We start from the raw sequence: 15,863 nt of genomic DNA, 5'->3' as shown, positions 1-15,863 counted from the left end.
TTTTAGAAATCCTTCACGAGACGCAGCGAGTCGTAGATCGCACCGTGGACGTTGTGCATCGAGATGCAGTCGCCGACACGGAACAGCAGGAAACGGCCGTTGCCGAGTTCTTCCGACAGGCACGGCTGCGGCTCGGCCGCGAACAGCGTGTGCGGATCGATCTGGCCGCGGTTCACCGATTCCGGCTTGAGCTTCCAGTACAGCTCGTCGTTCGGCGACGAACCGTTCTCGATCACCACCTGGTCGACGGCGCGTTCTTCGAGTTCTTCCGTGTACTCGTTGCGCAGCACGGCGATCAGCTTGCCGTCCTCTTCATAGACGCGATCGAGCATCGTGTTCGGCGTCGGGATCACGCCGAACGCATACAGCCGGCGATAGAAGATCGGGAACGTCGTGCCGCCGCAATCGTCGGCGACCTTCACGTCCGGCGTGACGACCTCGACCTTCGAGCCGCGGCTCGCCATGAAGTCGGCCACGCCCGCGCCGGCATGCGTGCTCACGCCGTCGAACAGCAGCACGTTCTGCTTCGGCTCGACCTTGCCGGTCAGGATGTCCCACGAGCTGACGGCGAGGCCCTCGGCCACGCCCCAGCCCGGCACCTGCCACGTGAAGCTCGAACCGCCGGTGGCGAGCACGACGATGTCCGGCTTCTCGGCCATGATCATCTTCTCGTCGGCCGCCACGCCGAGGCGGCGATCGACGCCGAGGCGCTTCGTTTCCATGTCGAACCAGCGGATGATCCCCGACATCTGTTCGCGCTGCGGCGCCTTCGCGGCGATCATCACCTGGCCGCCCACTTCGGCGTTCTTCTCGAACAGCACCACGTCGTGGCCGCGCAGCTTCGCGACACGCGCCGCCTCGAGGCCCGCCGGGCCCGCGCCGACCACCACGACCTTGCGCTTCGGGCCGCGCGACTTCTCGATGATGTGCGGCATCGTCGCTTCGCGCGACGTCGCGGCGTTTTGAATACACAGCACGTCGAGGCCGTTGTACTGGCGGTCGATGCAGTAGTTCGCGCCGACGCACTGCTTGATTTCGTCTTCGCGGCCGTCGCGGATCTTGATCACCATGTGCGGATCGGCGATCTGCGCGCGTGTCATGCCAACCAGGTCGATCATGCCGGTCGCGAGCAGGCGCTCGGCCTGGCCCGCGTCGCGGATGCTCTGCGCATGCATCACCGGAATCTTCACGACCGACTTGATGCCGGCCGCGAGGTGCACGAACGGCTCCGGCGGCAGTGCCATCGGCGGCATGCAGTTCGCGATCGTGTTGTGCGTGTCGCCGCCCGAGCCGACCACGCTCAGGTAATCGATCAGGCCCGTCTCCGACATCGCCTGCGCAATTTCCTTCAGCGCTTCGTGATCGAGGCCGTCCTCGTGGAATTCGTCGCCGCACATGCGCAGGCCGACGCAGAAATCCTTGCCGACCGCCTCGCGCACGGCCGTCAGCACTTCGATACCGAAGCGCAGGCGGTTTTCCAGGCTGCCGCCCCATTCGTCGGTGCGGTGGTTCGAACGCTTGCTCCAGAACTGGTCGATCAGGTGCTGGTGCGCGGCCGAGATTTCGATGCCGTCCATGCCGGCCGCCTTCACGCGCTTCGCGGCCGCCGCGAAATCGCCGATGATGCGGCGGATTTCCTCGATCTCGATGATCTTCGCGTTACCGCGGTGCACGGGTTCGCGCACGCCCGACGGCGACATCAGGTGCGGCCAGTGCTCGCCGTGGAACGACGAGCGGCGGCCCATGTGCGTCGCCTGGATCATGATCTTCGCGCCGTGCTTGTGCATCGTGTCGGCGAGGCGCGTGAGCGGATCGATGATCTTGTCGGTCGACAGGTTCACCGACTTCCACCAGCCCTGCGGGCTGTCGATCGACACCGGGCTCGACCCGCCGCAGATCGCGAGGCCGACGCCACCCTTCGCCTTCTCTTCGTAGTAGCGGATATAGCGGTCGCCCGGCAGGCCGCCCGGCTCGGCATACACCTCCGCATGCGCGGTGCTGACGATCCGGTTGCGCAGCGTCAGCTGGTTCAGCTGCATGGGTTTGAACAGGTGGGGATAACGCATCGCTGGCGACCTCTGGCGTTCGAATGTCTCGTGTTGCGGGTGTTGTTCTGCTTCAGTGAATCAATGCGTCAGTGCGCGATCGGCGACACTTCGAAGATGCAGTGGTCGTGATGCTCGGCCGCGCACTGCACTTCCTTCGAGAACGCGCGCGGCGCGCCCTTGCCTTCCGGCGTCGTGTCGTTGACCCAGTCCATCGCGCCCGCGAACCAGCCCGCGAACATGTAGCAGAGCTTGCCTTCCTTGCCCGGCTGCTGGAGCACGAACGACGAGTGGCGCAGTTCGATCTTCGCGCGGGCGCTCGCCGGGTCGGCCTCGATGATCGAGAACAGGCCCCAGCCGCGCTGCGACAGGCGCTTCAGGTAGTGTTCGAACACGGCCATGCCGGTCAGGCCGTGCAGCTTCGCTTCCTTGTCGCACCAGTGGTAAGCGGACTTGTAGCCGGCCTTGTAGAGGATCTCGGCATACGCTTCGACGCCGAGCGCTTCCTCGACCGCGACGTGATTGTTCGTGAAGAAGTGGCGCGGCACGTACAGCATCGGCAGCGCGTCGGTGGTCCAGACGCCGGTATCGGGATCGACGTTGATCGGCAGTTGCGGTTGCATCGTGGTGACTCCGTGAGGAAATGGGTCGCGCGGCTCAATGCGCGGGCGCGACATCGTCCGCGTGCCCGCGCGGCTTGCGCGGGCACGTCCCGATTTTTGTTGTTGAATCGCTGCGGGTGAGGCGGTCCGGCGTTCGCGGCGCTTACGCGCCCCACACGTCCTTGAACACGCGCACCCAGTTCTCGCCCATGATCTTGCGGATGCGCGACTCCTTCCAGCCGTGGCGTTCCATCGCGGCGGTCAGGTTCGGGAATTCGCCGATCGTGCGGATGCCGTCGGGGTTGATCACCTTGCCGAAGTTCGTCAGCTGGCGATAACGACCCTTGTCATGCGTCAGCATGTCGAAGAATTCCTTCGCGTAGTCCTGCGTGAAATCCGTGCCGATGCCGACCGCGTCCTCGCCGATCAGGTTGACGACGTAGTCGATCGCCTCGATGTAGTCGTCGATGTTCGCTTCGATCCCGCGCTTCAGGAACGGCGCGAACATCGTCACGCCGACGAAGCCGCCCGCGTCGGCGATCTCCTTCAGCTGTTCGTCGCTCTTGTTTCGCGGATGCTCCTTCAGGCCCGACGGCAGGCAGTGCGAATAGCACACCGGCTTCTTCGAGAACGCGATCGCTTCCGACGACGTGTTGCCGCCCACATGCGACAGGTCGACCATGATGCCGACGCGGTTCATCTCGGTGATCACTTCGCGGCCGAAGTCCGACAGGCCGCCGTCACGCTCGTAGCAGCCGGTGCCGACCAGGTTCTGCGTGTTGTAGCAGAGCTGCACGACGCGCACGCCCATGTCGGCGAACGCCTCGATGTAGCCGATGTTGTCCTCGAACGCATGCGCGTTCTGGAAGCCGAGGATCACGCCGGTCTTGTCTTCCTTCTTCGCGCGGAAGATGTCTTCCGTCGTGCGCACCAGCGTCAGCAGCTCGCTGTTGTCGCGGATCTTCTTCTTCATCACGCCGATGTTGTCGACGGTCTTCGTGAAGTTCTCCCAGACCGACACCGTGCAGTTCGCGGCCGTGATGCCGCCGCGGCGCATGTCTTCGAACACCGGCTTCTCGAACTTCGAGATGTTCAGACCGTCGATGATGATGCTGTCTTGATGCAGCGTGCTCATGAGTAGCTCCAGTATTGTCGGGTCGGTCGGATCAATAGATCGGGAAGCGTTCGCACAACGCGAAGATCTCGCGGCGCACGCGCTGTTCGGTCGCGTGGTCGCCTTCCGGGTTCGCGCGCAGCGCGTCGAACACTTCCAGGATCAGGCGGCCCACCTCGCGGAACTCCGCGACGCGGAAGCCGCGCGTCGTGCCGGCCGGCGTGCCGAGGCGGATGCCCGACGTGACGGTCGGCTTCTCGGTGTCGAACGGAATGCCGTTCTTGTTGCAGGTGATGCCCGCACGCTCCAGCGCCTGCTCGACCGGCGCGCCCTTCAGGCCCTTCGGGCGCAGGTCGACCAGCAGCAGGTGGTTGTCGGTGCCGCCGGTCACGAGATCGACGCCGCCCGCCTTCAGCACTTCGCCGAGCGCCTGGGCGTTCGCGAGCACGTTGTCGATGTAGGTCTTGAAGTCCGCGTGCAGCACTTCGCCGAACGCCACCGCCTTGCCGGCGATCACGTGCATCAGCGGGCCGCCCTGCAGGCCGGGGAACACGGCCGAGTTGATCTTCTTCGCGATGTCCTCGTCGTTGGTCAGCACGAAGCCGCCGCGCGGGCCGCGCAGCGTCTTGTGGGTGGTCGACGTGACGACGTGCGCATGCTCGACCGGGTTCGCGTGGCGGCCCGCGGCGATCACGCCGGCGATGTGCGCCATGTCGACCATCAGCTTCGCGCCGACGCTGTCGGCGATCGCGCGGAAGCGCGCGAAGTCGAGCGCGCGCGGGTATGCCGAGAAGCCGGCAATGATCAGGTTCGGCTTGTGTTCGTGTGCGAGCGCTTCGACCTGGTCGTAGTCGATCAGCATCGTGTCGCGGTTCACGCCGTACTGGACCGCGTTGAACCACTTGCCCGACAGCGCCGGCTTCGCGCCGTGCGTCAGGTGGCCGCCGGCATCCAGCGACATGCCGAGCACCGTGTCGCCCGGCTTGGCCAGCGCGAGCATGACCGAACCGTTCGCCTGCGCGCCCGAGTGCGGCTGCACGTTCGCATAACCGGCATTGAAGATCTGCTTGACGCGCTCGATCGCCAGCGCCTCGACTTCGTCCGCGAACTCGCAGCCACCGTAGTAGCGCTTGCCGGGATAGCCTTCCGCGTACTTGTTGGTCAGCACCGAGCCCTGCGCCTCGAGCACGGCTCGCGACACGATGTTTTCCGACGCGATCAGCTCGACCTGCGACTGCTGACGCTCGAGTTCCTTCAGGATGGCGCTGCGCACCGGCGCGTCGCGCTCGGCAAGGGACTGCGAGAAGAAAGGCTGGGTGTTCGACATAGTGCGTCCGTGACGAAGAATAAGGGGCTGAAACCGAAGCTCAAGGCCCGCCCTGCCTGGGTTTCCCGCTCGTCCCGTACAAGGCTGCCGACGGCTCTATTCTTGTCGTTCGGATTTTCGGCGGATTGATGAATTTAGACGCGTTCTTTGCCTTTTCCGCCATCCGCGTCCGTTTTATACAAGTGACCGGTCGTGCTTTTTCGGATGACCAAGCAAATCGCCGTCGACGGTTCACCTATGAACAGGCACGCCGTCGGTGCGATTGCCGCCCGGTCGGGGTGCACTGCCTCACGAATACGGTGCAGTGCAGCATGCGGCTTTCAGCCATACAACGTATGGAGCTAGGGTTTAGCCGTATGGCACGCTTGTTGCGCTGGCTCACACAATACCGCAGCCCGATCCGTGCCCCGGGCCTATAGCTATTAGAGATTTCAGGAAGCTCCCCATGTCCCCCGACCGCACAGCGTCGCTGTCCCACTTCGCGTTCATGCCGTTACCGAATTTCACGATGATCGCGTTCACCAATGCGATCGAGGTGCTTCGGATGGCGAACTACCTGAGCGGCCAGCCGCTCTACCGCTGGTCGGTCATCAGCCCGGAAGGCGGCCCGGTCACCGCGAGCAACGGCCTGACGGTCGATACGGGCCCGGCCGAGTGCGTGGGGCAGCCCGACATCGTGTTCGTGTGCGGCGGCGTCGACGTGCAACGCGCGACCACGCCCGCCCATCTGTCGACGCTGCGCCGCTTCGCACGCGCGGGCATCCCGCTCGGCAGCCTGTGCACGGGCACGTATGCGCTCGCGAAGTCGGGGCTGCTCGCGGGCTACGCATGCGCGATCCACTGGGAGAACATGTCGGCGCTGAAGGAGGAGTTTCCGGATACGCGCTTCCTGAAGGAACTGTTCGTGATCGACCGCGACCGCATCACGTGCACGGGCGGCGTCGCACCGCTCGACATGATGCTGAACCTGATCGCCGCGCGCGTGGGCACCGCGCGCGTCACGCAGATCGCCGAGCAGTTCATCGTCGAACACGTGCGCGACACGAGCGCGCAGCAACGCATGCCGCTCGTCGCGCGCCTCGGCTCGGCGAACAAGTCGCTGTTCGAAGTGATTTCGCTGATGGAGAACAACATCGAGGAGCCGCTGTCGCGCGAGGAGCTCGCGCGGCTCGCGAACATGTCGCAGCGGCAACTGCAGCGCCTGTTCCGCGAACACCTCGGCATGACGCCGACACACTACTACCTGACGCTGCGGCTGCGCCGGGCGCGCGAACTGCTGCTGCAGACCGACATGTCGATCATGCACATCACGATGGCGTGCGGGTTCCAGTCGGCGTGCCATTTCAGCAAGAGCTATCGCGACGCGTTCGGCGTCGCGCCGACCCGCGAACGCCGCAAGCAGGTCGCGCCGCTCGCGCAAGGTGCGGCGAGCGCCAGCCCCGCCTTTCCCGCGCACGTGCTGCATGCGTGAGCGTCGCTGTGATTGGCGCATGAAAAAAAACGGCCTAAAAGGCCGTTTTTTCCTTGCGCTTACGATCCCCACACCTGCATTTCGTACAGCGAATAACCCCACTGCGTCGCGCGCTTCGTGCCGAGCATCCGCACGTAACGACCGCTGCCGTTGAGATTCGGCAGCGTGACGTGGGTATATGAACCGCCGTTGCTCGTCGAATAGATCGTCGTCCAGTTGACGTTGTCGTTCGATGTCTGGATCTGATAAACGAGCGCACCCGCATCCCAGTACAGATCGACGTGATCGATGCGCTTCGCCGCGCCGAGATCCACGGAGATCCATTGCGAACCGGCACCGGCGCCTTCCGGCGAATCCCAGCGCGTGCCCGTGGTGTTGCCGTCGAACGCCTTGTCCGGCGTGAGCGACGCGTTGTAGCTCGCCGACGCAGCGGCCGGATGCCCCTGCGACAGCAGCACCGGCTGCGCGCCGGCCGGGCCGCCGTAATAGCTCGCCCCGAGCTTGGCCTTCGTCGTGTCGGCATTCACGCCGAATGGCGACAGGCTCCAGCGCTGGCCGGTCGTCACGTCACCGACGTAGAGCTGATAACCGCCCGCCGTCGTCGACGAGAAGAACACGTAGTTCGTGCCGTTCACCGGTGCCGGATCGGAGTTGTTGCTCACGCAGTCGTTGATCGGCAACGCGTTCGGCGTCGATGCCGGGTCGGCGGTCTTCGTATAGATCTGGTCGGCCTGGCCGCTGTCTTTCCAGCGCGCGTAGAACACCATGCCGTCCGCACGCACGATCGGGTAGTACGTCTGCAGCCCGGCCGGATTGTCGAACGTCGCGGTCGCGCCGGTCGCGAGCGTGCGCTTCATCAGCCCCATGTTCGCGCCGGTGCCCGTCGCGTAGTACACGGCGCTCGAATCGGGCGCGAGATACGGCATCGAATACTCGGCGCCGGCCGGTGCGTTCGTCAGGCTCACGACCGACGTGAACACCGGGCCCGCGCTCGTGTACGACAGCGTCGCCTGCTTGACGTCGCCGTTCTGCTTGAACACGAGCGTCTTGCCGTCGGCGCTGAACTTCGGATCCTCGTTGCGCGTGGCACCCGTGCTGTTCGTCAGGTTGACGGGCGGCGTACCGGCGCCGAGCTGCAGCATGAACACGTTCCATGCGCCGTTGCTGATGCCCATGAACGCGAGCCACTTGCCGTCGGGGCTGAACACGCCGTTCATCGGATCGGTGATACCCCACGTGCTCTTGCTCAGTTGCGTCAGCGTATGGGCCGAGAAGTCGTAGAGGAACAGCTGGCTCGTGCCGTCGCCGTACTTCACGTAGCTGTGGTAGACGAGCTTGCCGGTGAGTGCCGCGGGGAACGTCGCGTTCGGCTGGGCGGCGGGATTGCTGATGCAGGCGGCCGTTGCGATGCCGCTCGACAGGTTGAGGGCGATGCCGGCCACGAGGCCGGCGACGAGAGTCTTCAATTTCACGCTGAATGTTTCCGGGCAAGGTTGTGACGCCGCAGAAAAGATCCCGCGCAGGATGTTGCGCGGGCCAGGAGTCCGCCGTCGGGCAGCGTCGATTCCGGTCGGTCGGACATCGGGAACGCGGATTGCTCGAGAGCATGCCGGCTTGTCAGACGAAAGAAAAGAATCAGAGCCCGGCAAAAACATGCGGATCAGCAATTGGGGGCGCGCTTGCACGCGACGGGTGCCGTGCTACTCTTTTTTCGGCAAGGCCCCGATCGGGCGGAGGGCTGGCATGAAGCGATACGCTGTGCTCGCACGAACGATCGCCGACGCAATCCACCGCGGCGACCTGCCGCCCGGTGCGCGCATCCCCACCGTGCGCATGGCCTGCCGCGTGTATGGCGTGAGCCCGTCCACCGTGTTTCGCGCGTATTACGCGCTCGAAGGCGAGGGCCTGATCGTCGCGCGGGCGCGCTCCGGTTATTTCGTTGCGAACCTCGAAGACAAGCACGTGCGGTTCGCCCGCGATCCGCCGCGCAAGCCGGCCGCCGAGCCGACCGGCGGCGGCGATGTGCTGTTCCGCCTGCTCGACTCGCTCAAACGCGACGAGATCGTTCCGCTCGGCTCGGCCTTCGCCAGTTATTCCCTGTTCCCGATGAGCAGCCTGTGGCGCGCGATGGCGTCGGCGGCCCGCAACATGGATCGCACGGCGCTGCTGTCCGGCTTGCCGCCCGGCTACGACACGCTGCGCCGCCAGATCGCGCTGCGCTACCTGAACGCAGGCGCGGCGTTGCCGATGGACGAGATCGTCATCACGACCGGCGCGCTCGAAGCGCTGACGCTCAGCCTGCAGGCACTGACCCGCCCGGGCGATATCGTCGCGATCGAGCGCCCGGCATTCCACGCGGCCCTCGACGCCGTGCAGCGCCTGCACCTGAAAGCCGTCGAGATTCCGGTCGACCCGCGCACCGGCCTCGATCTCGATGCGCTCGAAACGGCGCTCGACACGCATCCGGTGCGGGCATGCTGGTTCATGACGTCGTTCCACAACCCGACCGGCGCGACGCTGACCGACGAGCGCAAGCGCGAGCTGATCGACCTGCTCACGGCGCGCGGCGTACCGCTGATCGAGGATGACGTCTATGGCGAGCTGCATTTCGGAACGGCACCCACGCGCCCGGCCAAACTGTATGACGACAGCGGGCTCGTCCTGCATTGCGGTTCGTTCTCGAAATGCCTCGCGCCCGGGTTCCGGATCGGCTGGGTCGCGGCCGGACGCTACGTGCGGCAGATCCGTCAGGCAAGAGGCGTGGGCGCGCCGGCGGCCGACGTGCCCGCGCAGATGGCGCTTTCGAACTACCTGCGCGATGGTGCGTACGACCGCTTCCTGCGCAAGCTGCGCCGCAATCTCGCCGCGCACCAGGCGCAGATGCTGGCGGCCGTGCGGACGTATTTTCCGGACGGCACCGAAGTGTTCGCGCCGCGCGGCGGGTATTTCCTGTGGATCGAACTGCCGCCGCGCGTCGATGCGATGCACCTGTTCGACGATGCGATGGAAAACGGCGTCAGCATCGCGCCGGGGCCGATCTTTTCCGCAACCGGCGGATTCCGCCGCTTTCTTCGGCTCAATTACGGCCGGCCGTGGACACCGGCCGTCGAGCACGCGATGGAGACCATCGGGACGCTCGCGGCCCGGCAGCGGCAGGACGGATAGCACGAAACGTGCACGTCGCGATGCTCCTTTTTGCGCATTGCGTTTCACGCGCAGGCAGCCAAGAATGAAGCGGAAGGTAACCGCGGAAGAACGTGCTCCGCCCACCCGACGTCACGGAGAATCCCATGAGCACCGCATGTGCACGACCGTCGGCGACGCACGCGCCGCCGGATTCCGGCTCGGGCCGATCGGTTGCCTTGCAGGACAGCGTCATGTCGACCGGCGAACGTTCGCCTCGTTGACAGCGCCTGCCCGCTTCCGGCGATGCGAGTCCTGCCCAATCGGACGTCCCGCGCACGCGACGACTGGCGCGCGATCCTGAACGCGCGAGCCGACGCGCGGCGCACTGCCCGCTGCCGCTGCAGGGAATGCGGCTTCGTGGCCTTCCGCGCGCTCGAGCACTGCCCCGTTTGCGGCCAGTGGGACTGGCCGTTCGATCCGGTTCACCGCACGCCGGACGACGCGCGCACCCCGCACGCGGTGCGGCGCTTCGATACGTGGTCGTCGCGCGTCACGCGGACGCTTCGCAACGCGGCGTTCCGGCAGCCGCGCGCATCGAGCGCGCCGATCCTGAGCATCCTGACGCTCGTGCTGCTGGTCGGCGGCTACGTGATGGTCGACCGGACGTGCAATACCGATCCGGTCTGTCGCGGCTCGAAGATATCGGGCGCGACGACGAGCGATGCGGGTGCGTACGTGTCGAACGATCCCGTGCTGCCGGTCCTGCCGGCGCCCGCCTATCCGTTTCATTCGACTGATGGAACCCAGGTGGCGGCCGCGCGACAGCGCAGCCCGGATGTCGGCGAAGCCGCCGGACGGACCACGGTCGCGCGGGCCGCGCCGGCCAACCGTGCACCCGATCGGCCGCATGCCGCCGCCACGGTTCGGGTGGCCGACCTGAAAGCCGGTCGCAATGCCGCGCATCGCGCCCGCGTTTTCCACCGAGTGAGCGCGCACACCGCACACACCGCGCGTGCGCGACGCACCACCACCGCCAGCAATACGCAACTCGCCCAGCTCTATCGCGGCCACTGAGCGCGTACACGCAATCCGTGCACGCGCTTGCGTCGATTCATTTTTCTAAACCGCCCCTCGCAAAACCTCGTTTGCGCCGCGACGCATGCGTGACGTTCAATGGGTCATTCGCCCGCGCCGGCGCGTATCGCGTTCCGGCCGCTCACCCGATCCACCGAACGGAGCCGTCGATGAATGCACTACAGCTCGTGACCCTTGCTGCCATCTGGGGCGCGTCCTTCCTGTTCATGCGCATGGGTGCGCCGGAATTCGGCGTGGTTCCGCTGATCGCGCTGCGCGTCGCGATCGCGGCCGTGCTGTTGTCGCCGGTGCTGCGCAACGCGCAAGCGCGACAGGAATTCCGCTCGCACGTCGTGCCGCTGTTCGTCGTCGGCATCGCGAACTCGGCGCTGCCGTTCTGCCTGCTGACCTACGCGGCGCTGTTCGTGACGGCCGGCACCGATTCGATCCTGAATGCGACGACGCCGTTGTGGACCGCGATCGTCGCATTCGCATGGCTGCGTACACCGCTGACGAGACCCCAGGCGATCGGCCTCGCGCTGGGCTTTGCCGGTGTCGTCGTGCTCGCCGGGTCCGCGGTCGGCGCCGGCACGCCCGGCGCACCGCGCGCGATCGCCGCCGCGATGCTCGCGACGCTGTCGTACGGGTTCGCCGCGCATTACTCGAAGCGCAAGCTGGCGAATGTCAGGCCGTTCGTGTCGGCGTTCGGCAGCCAGTTGTTCGCGGCGGTCGCACTCGTGCCGCTCGCGCTGCCGATGTGGCCGCACGGCCCAGTTCACGCGTCCGCGTGGATCGCGGTGGTGCTGCTCGGCGCGATCTGCACGGCCGTCGCCTATCTGCTGTATTTCGGGCTGATCCGCAACGCGGGCGCGCAATATGCGGCGTCGGTCACGTTCCTGATCCCGATCTTCGGTGTCGTATGGGGCGCGATCTTCCTGCACGAGACGATCACCGTGCAGACGGTCGCCGGGTGCGCGATCATCCTGCTCGGCACCGCGCTCGCGACCGGCAAGCTCAAGGGGTTCGCAGCCGCCGCCGTGCGCGGGTCACGCCAGTAGATCGCGCGGGCCGTCGTCGCCACTGCCGATCTCGCTCGCGAGCCAGTCGCGGAACGCGGCGATCTTCCACTCGTGCCGGCGCGCTTCGCTGCACACGACGTAATAGGACAGTTCGGTCGGCCAGGGCCGCGCGAGCACGCGCACCAGCCGGCCGGCCGCGACTTCGTCCCGCGCATAGATGTCGCGCACCAGCGCCATGCCCTGCCCGGCGACCGCCGCCTTGATCAGCAACGCATCCTCGCTGAAGCTCGCGCCGCGCGGCGCACGGGCATCCTCGATTCCCTGCGCGCGCAGCCACAGCGCCCAGTCGGCGCGGTCCGCGTCCTGCAGCAGCGGATACGACAGGCAGTCGGCCGGCGTGGCGATCGGGCGCGCGGGATCGAGCAGTTGCGGGCTGCAGACGGGCCACAGCTCGGGTGTCCAGATGCGGAACGATGCATGCCCGGGATATTGGCCCAACCCGTGCCGGATCGCGACGTCGACATAGTCGCGACGCAGGTCGACCAGTTGCGCGCGTGTTTCGACGGTGATTTCGATTTCGGGGTATGCGGCATTGAACGCGCCGAGGCGCTGCACGAGCCACGTGTTCGCGAAGGAGGCGGTGGTCGTCACGGCGAGTCGGACGATGCGCCGATGGGCACCGTGCACGTTCGCCCATGCGGCCTCGATCTCGTTGAAGCCGCCGGCGAGCTGATCGAACAGCGCACGGCCCGTGCCGGTCAGCTCGAGCTCGCGGCCGGTGCGCTCGAACAGGCGCACGGCAAGGCGATCCTCGAGATTGCGGACATGCTGGCTGACGGCGCCCGGCGAAATGCAGAGCTGGTCGGCCGCCTGCTTCATGCTGCCGCAGCGCGCCACTTCGACGAACGTGTGCAACGCGGCGAGGGGAAGTGACTTGGCCATTCGTGGATGCGGCGCCGGGCGGCGGCGGCGATGGGTCGGGAACGGGCGACGATTATCGCAGCAATTCCGTGCGGCCGGGATCGGCGGTGCGCAAGCGTTCCGGCCCGCGCGCTACCCGCGCGCAACCTGCCCTTCCCCGTGCTTCCTCAGCAAAAACGGGCGACCCGTTTCCGGTGCCGCCCGTTTTGCGTGACGCGCTGCGCGCGTCGGACGCTAGCGCGTCACGCCGCCAGCAACCCGTGCGGGTCGATGACGAATTTGCGCGGTGCGCCGCCGTCGAACTTCTTGTAGCCTTCCGGCGCCTGGTCGAGTGAAATCACTTCGACGTTGACGATCTTCGCGATCGGCAGACGGTCGAACAGGATCGCCTGCATCAGGTTGCGGTTGTACTTCAGCACCGGCGTCTGACCCGTGAAGAACGAGTGCGACTTCGCCCAGCCGAGGCCGAAGCGGATGCTCAGGCTGCCGTGCTGCGCGGCCTTGTCCTTCGCGCCCGGATCGTCCGTCACGTACAGGCCCGGGATGCCGATCGCGCCGGCCGGCCGCGTGATTTCCATCAGCGAGTTCAGCACCGTGGCCGGAGCCTCTTCCGCGTGGCCCGCCGAGCCGTGGCCGTGCGCCTCGAAGCCGACGCAGTCGACCGCGCAGTCGATCTCGGGCACGCCGAGAATCTGCTCGATCTGCTCGCCGAGCGACGCGTCCTTCGACAGGTCGACCGTCTCGAAACCCATCGCCTTCGCGTGCGCGAGGCGTTCCGCGTTCATGTCGCCGACGATCGTCACGGCCGCGCCGAGCAGGCGTGCCGATGCGGCCGCCGCCATCCCGACCGGGCCCGCGCCCGCGATATAGACCGTCGAGCCCGGCTTCACGCCCGCGCTCACCGCGCCGTGATAGCCGGTCGGCAGAATGTCGGACAGGCAGGTCAGGTCGCGGATCTTCGCCATCGCCTGGTCGCGGTCGGGGAATTTCAGCAGGTTGAAATCGGCATACGGCACGAGCACGTACTCGGCCTGGCCGCCGATCCAGCCGCCCATGTCGACGTAGCCATAGGCGCCGCCGGCACGCGACGGGTTCACGTTCAGGCACACACCCGTATGCGTGTCCTTGCACATCGCGCAGCGGCCGCAAGCGACGTTGAACGGCACCGACACGAGATCGCCGAGCTTCAGCGTTTCGACGTCGCGGCCGATCTCGACCACCTCGCCCGTGATTTCGTGACCGAGCACGAGGCCGACCGGCGCGGTCGTGCGGCCGCGCACCATGTGCTGGTCGGAACCGCAGATGTTCGTGCTGACCACTTTCAGGATCACACCGTGGCCGATCGCGCGGCCGCTCGGATCGACCATCTTCGGATAATCGATTTTCTGGACTTCGACCTGGCCCGGTCCAAGATAGACGACACCTCGATTGCTGCTCATCGTATTGTCTCCATGTCTCGTTGGTGGCGCCGCGGCGCGCCGGCGCCATCCGGCGCACGCGCAACGTGCTGTTCGAGAGTAGTCCCGGAGGCAGGGGCGCCGATGTCTCAAACGCGACACGCGTTTGAACGACGCCGACATCGATGGCGGAAATACGAAAGTCGGGCGGGAACCGATGGAAAGGTTTCGCGGGCGGCGTGACACACGGTGACGGGCCGGTCGTCGCGATCGGCCGCCCCTCTCCCGGGCAGGCGCTACCCGCCCTGATTCTCGCGGATGATCGCGGCCGCCGCCGCTTCCGCGTCGCTCGCCACCCCGTCGTGCACGCGCGTGCTGACGGCCGGCGTCGGCGGCTCGCTGTCGAGCGCATGGCCGTTGCGGTCGTGCGTGTCGACCGTGGCGCGCATCGACAGCCCGACGCGCAGCGGATGCGCGGCGAGATCGCGCGGCTCGAGCGCGATGACGACCGGCACGCGCTGCACGACCTTGATCCAGTTGCCGGCCGCGTTCTGCGACGGCAGCATCGAGAACGCGCTGCCCGTACCCGCCGAGAAGCCCTGCACACGGCCGCGATAGGTCACGCGCGAGCCGTAGAGATCCGACACGACCTCGACCGGCTGCCCGATGCGCATGTGGCGAATCTGCCCTTCCTTGAAATTCGCCTCGATCCACAGCTGGTTGAGCTGCACGATCGACATCAGCGGCACGCCGGGCCCGACCTGCTGGCCGACCTGCACCGAACGCTGCCCGATCGTGCCGTCGACGGGCGCGACGATCGTCGTGCGCTTCAGGTTGCGGTACGCGAGCTTGAACTGCGCGGCCGCCTGCACGACGGCCGGGTTTTCGTCGACGGGCAGCCTGGTACCGAGCGCGCGCGCCGCGTCGAGCTGCGCCTGCGCGGCCGCGAGATTCGCCTGCGCACCGGCGACCGCCGCCCGTGCACGTGCGAGTTCCTCGGGGGCGACGATCTCGACCGATGCACCGGAGCGCGCGGCGAACGCGCGCTGCGCGAGCGACAGGTCGGCGCGCCGCGCGTTTACGGCCTCGACGTACATCGTGTTCGAGATCTTCGCGTTCGCGACCTGCCGCACGGCCTGTGCGAGCTGCGCCTTCGCCTGCGCGAACGCGACGGACGCCTCGGTGTCATCGAGCTTCACGAGCGTCTGGCCGGCGCGCACGGCCTGCGTATCGGCGACCACGACGTCGGTCACCGATCCCGGGATCTGCGCGGCGACCTGCACGATGCTGCCGGCCACGTACGCGTCGTCGGTGTCTTCGTAATAACGATCGCTCAGCAACCAGTATGCGATCCATGCAAGCGCGGCCACCAGCACGACCGCGAAGAACACGATGAAGCGCTTGCGACGCGTCGCGCGGCGCGCGTCGAGTGCAGGATCGTTCAGTGCGGCCGGCGGCGCGGCGGTATGTAGGTTGTCGTGGTGCATCAGTCGCTTTGCGTAACGATCAGACGATCGTGCTGGAACAGGGGGATCGGCGGCATGACCGACTGGCTCGGCGCCGGAGTAGCAGCCGCCGTGCGCGCGGGAACGGCGGTGCCGCGAGGCGTCGCGCCGACGGCCGGCGTGCGTGCCGCGTCGTCGCGTCGTGCGGCACCGGTATCCGATGCGGCGACGACCTGCGGGACGGCCACGCTCCGCGCACGCGCATCGGCCGACGGCCCCGCCGCCGATGTGCCCGCGTTCGCGGCGGATGCGGTCGTGGCGG

The 15,863-nt window shown here is 66.8% G+C and carries 13 protein-coding genes; 5 read left to right on the top strand and 8 right to left on the bottom strand.

From position 1 onward, the window contains the following. Nucleotides 1-2: 2 nt before the first annotated feature. The 4 genes from L810_RS22585 to L810_RS22570 all read right to left on the bottom strand — a co-directional run bounded on the left by L810_RS22585 (nucleotide 3) and on the right by L810_RS22570 (nucleotide 5,088). Entirely contained in the window at nucleotides 3-2,066 is a 2,064-nt protein-coding gene (locus L810_RS22585; protein ID WP_021160633.1) for an NADH:flavin oxidoreductase, read from the bottom strand. A 68-nt stretch (nucleotides 2,067-2,134) separates the two neighbouring features. Further along, the gene (locus tag L810_RS22580; RefSeq protein WP_021160632.1) at nucleotides 2,135-2,668 is read right to left on the bottom strand and encodes a DUF5943 domain-containing protein; all 534 of its coding nucleotides are present in this window, start codon (nucleotides 2,666-2,668) and stop codon (nucleotides 2,135-2,137) included. Nucleotides 2,669-2,810: 142 nt separating this feature from the next. Then, nucleotides 2,811-3,782 carry a dipeptidase gene (locus L810_RS22575; RefSeq protein WP_021160631.1) on the bottom strand — a complete coding sequence of 324 codons (972 nt, stop codon included), beginning with the start codon at nucleotides 3,780-3,782 and terminating at the stop codon, nucleotides 2,811-2,813. Nucleotides 3,783-3,813: 31 nt separating this feature from the next. Further along, nucleotides 3,814-5,088, bottom strand: coding sequence for a serine hydroxymethyltransferase (locus tag L810_RS22570; protein ID WP_021160630.1), 1,275 nt, complete (start codon nucleotides 5,086-5,088; stop codon nucleotides 3,814-3,816). A 445-nt stretch (nucleotides 5,089-5,533) separates the two neighbouring features. On the opposite strand from L810_RS22570, the gene L810_RS22565 reads away from it, so the two are divergent. After that, entirely contained in the window at nucleotides 5,534-6,559 is a 1,026-nt protein-coding gene (locus L810_RS22565; RefSeq protein WP_042975715.1) for a GlxA family transcriptional regulator, read from the top strand. 59 nt (nucleotides 6,560-6,618) lie between these two features. Here L810_RS22565 and L810_RS22560 read toward each other — a convergent pair whose 3' ends face one another. Further along, nucleotides 6,619-8,031 carry a discoidin domain-containing protein gene (locus tag L810_RS22560; RefSeq protein ID WP_021160628.1) on the bottom strand — a complete coding sequence of 471 codons (1,413 nt, stop codon included), beginning with the start codon at nucleotides 8,029-8,031 and terminating at the stop codon, nucleotides 6,619-6,621. A 271-nt stretch (nucleotides 8,032-8,302) separates the two neighbouring features. Here L810_RS22560 and L810_RS22555 point away from each other — a divergent pair, with 271 nt between their 5' ends. The 3 genes from L810_RS22555 (at nucleotide 8,303) to L810_RS22545 (ending at nucleotide 11,817) form a co-directional block, all read left to right on the top strand. After that, nucleotides 8,303-9,724 carry an aminotransferase-like domain-containing protein gene (locus L810_RS22555; RefSeq protein ID WP_042975714.1) on the top strand — a complete coding sequence of 474 codons (1,422 nt, stop codon included), beginning with the start codon at nucleotides 8,303-8,305 and terminating at the stop codon, nucleotides 9,722-9,724. Between the two features lie 264 nt (nucleotides 9,725-9,988). Then, entirely contained in the window at nucleotides 9,989-10,759 is a 771-nt protein-coding gene (locus L810_RS22550; RefSeq protein WP_042975713.1) for a hypothetical protein, read from the top strand. Between the two features lie 170 nt (nucleotides 10,760-10,929). Continuing rightward, entirely contained in the window at nucleotides 10,930-11,817 is an 888-nt protein-coding gene (locus tag L810_RS22545; RefSeq protein ID WP_042975718.1) for a DMT family transporter, read from the top strand. Here the strand turns inward: L810_RS22545 and L810_RS22540 are convergent. The 3 genes from L810_RS22540 to L810_RS22530 form a co-directional block, all read right to left on the bottom strand. Next, nucleotides 11,806-12,720 (bottom strand): LysR substrate-binding domain-containing protein, encoded by a 915-nt coding sequence (locus L810_RS22540; protein ID WP_021160623.1) that lies wholly within the window; start codon nucleotides 12,718-12,720, stop codon nucleotides 11,806-11,808. The genes L810_RS22545 and L810_RS22540 overlap by 12 nt on opposite strands. Before the next feature lie 221 nt (nucleotides 12,721-12,941). Continuing rightward, nucleotides 12,942-14,138, bottom strand: coding sequence for a formaldehyde dehydrogenase, glutathione-independent (gene fdhA / locus L810_RS22535; RefSeq protein WP_021160622.1), 1,197 nt, complete (start codon nucleotides 14,136-14,138; stop codon nucleotides 12,942-12,944). 254 nt (nucleotides 14,139-14,392) lie between these two features. Further along, the gene (locus L810_RS22530) at nucleotides 14,393-15,583 is read right to left on the bottom strand and encodes an HlyD family secretion protein (RefSeq protein WP_021160621.1); all 1,191 of its coding nucleotides are present in this window, start codon (nucleotides 15,581-15,583) and stop codon (nucleotides 14,393-14,395) included. Between the two features lie 54 nt (nucleotides 15,584-15,637). On the opposite strand from L810_RS22530, the gene L810_RS47445 reads away from it, so the two are divergent. Beyond that, nucleotides 15,638-15,863: hypothetical protein (locus L810_RS47445; RefSeq protein ID WP_218921740.1), on the top strand; the 226-nt coding region annotated here is incomplete at its 3' end.

The sequence above is a fragment of the Burkholderia sp. AU4i genome, assembly GCF_000466765.1.
Taxonomy (GTDB): domain Bacteria; phylum Pseudomonadota; class Gammaproteobacteria; order Burkholderiales; family Burkholderiaceae; genus Burkholderia; species Burkholderia cepacia.
This window is presented reverse-complemented; position numbering and strand designations above follow the sequence as displayed.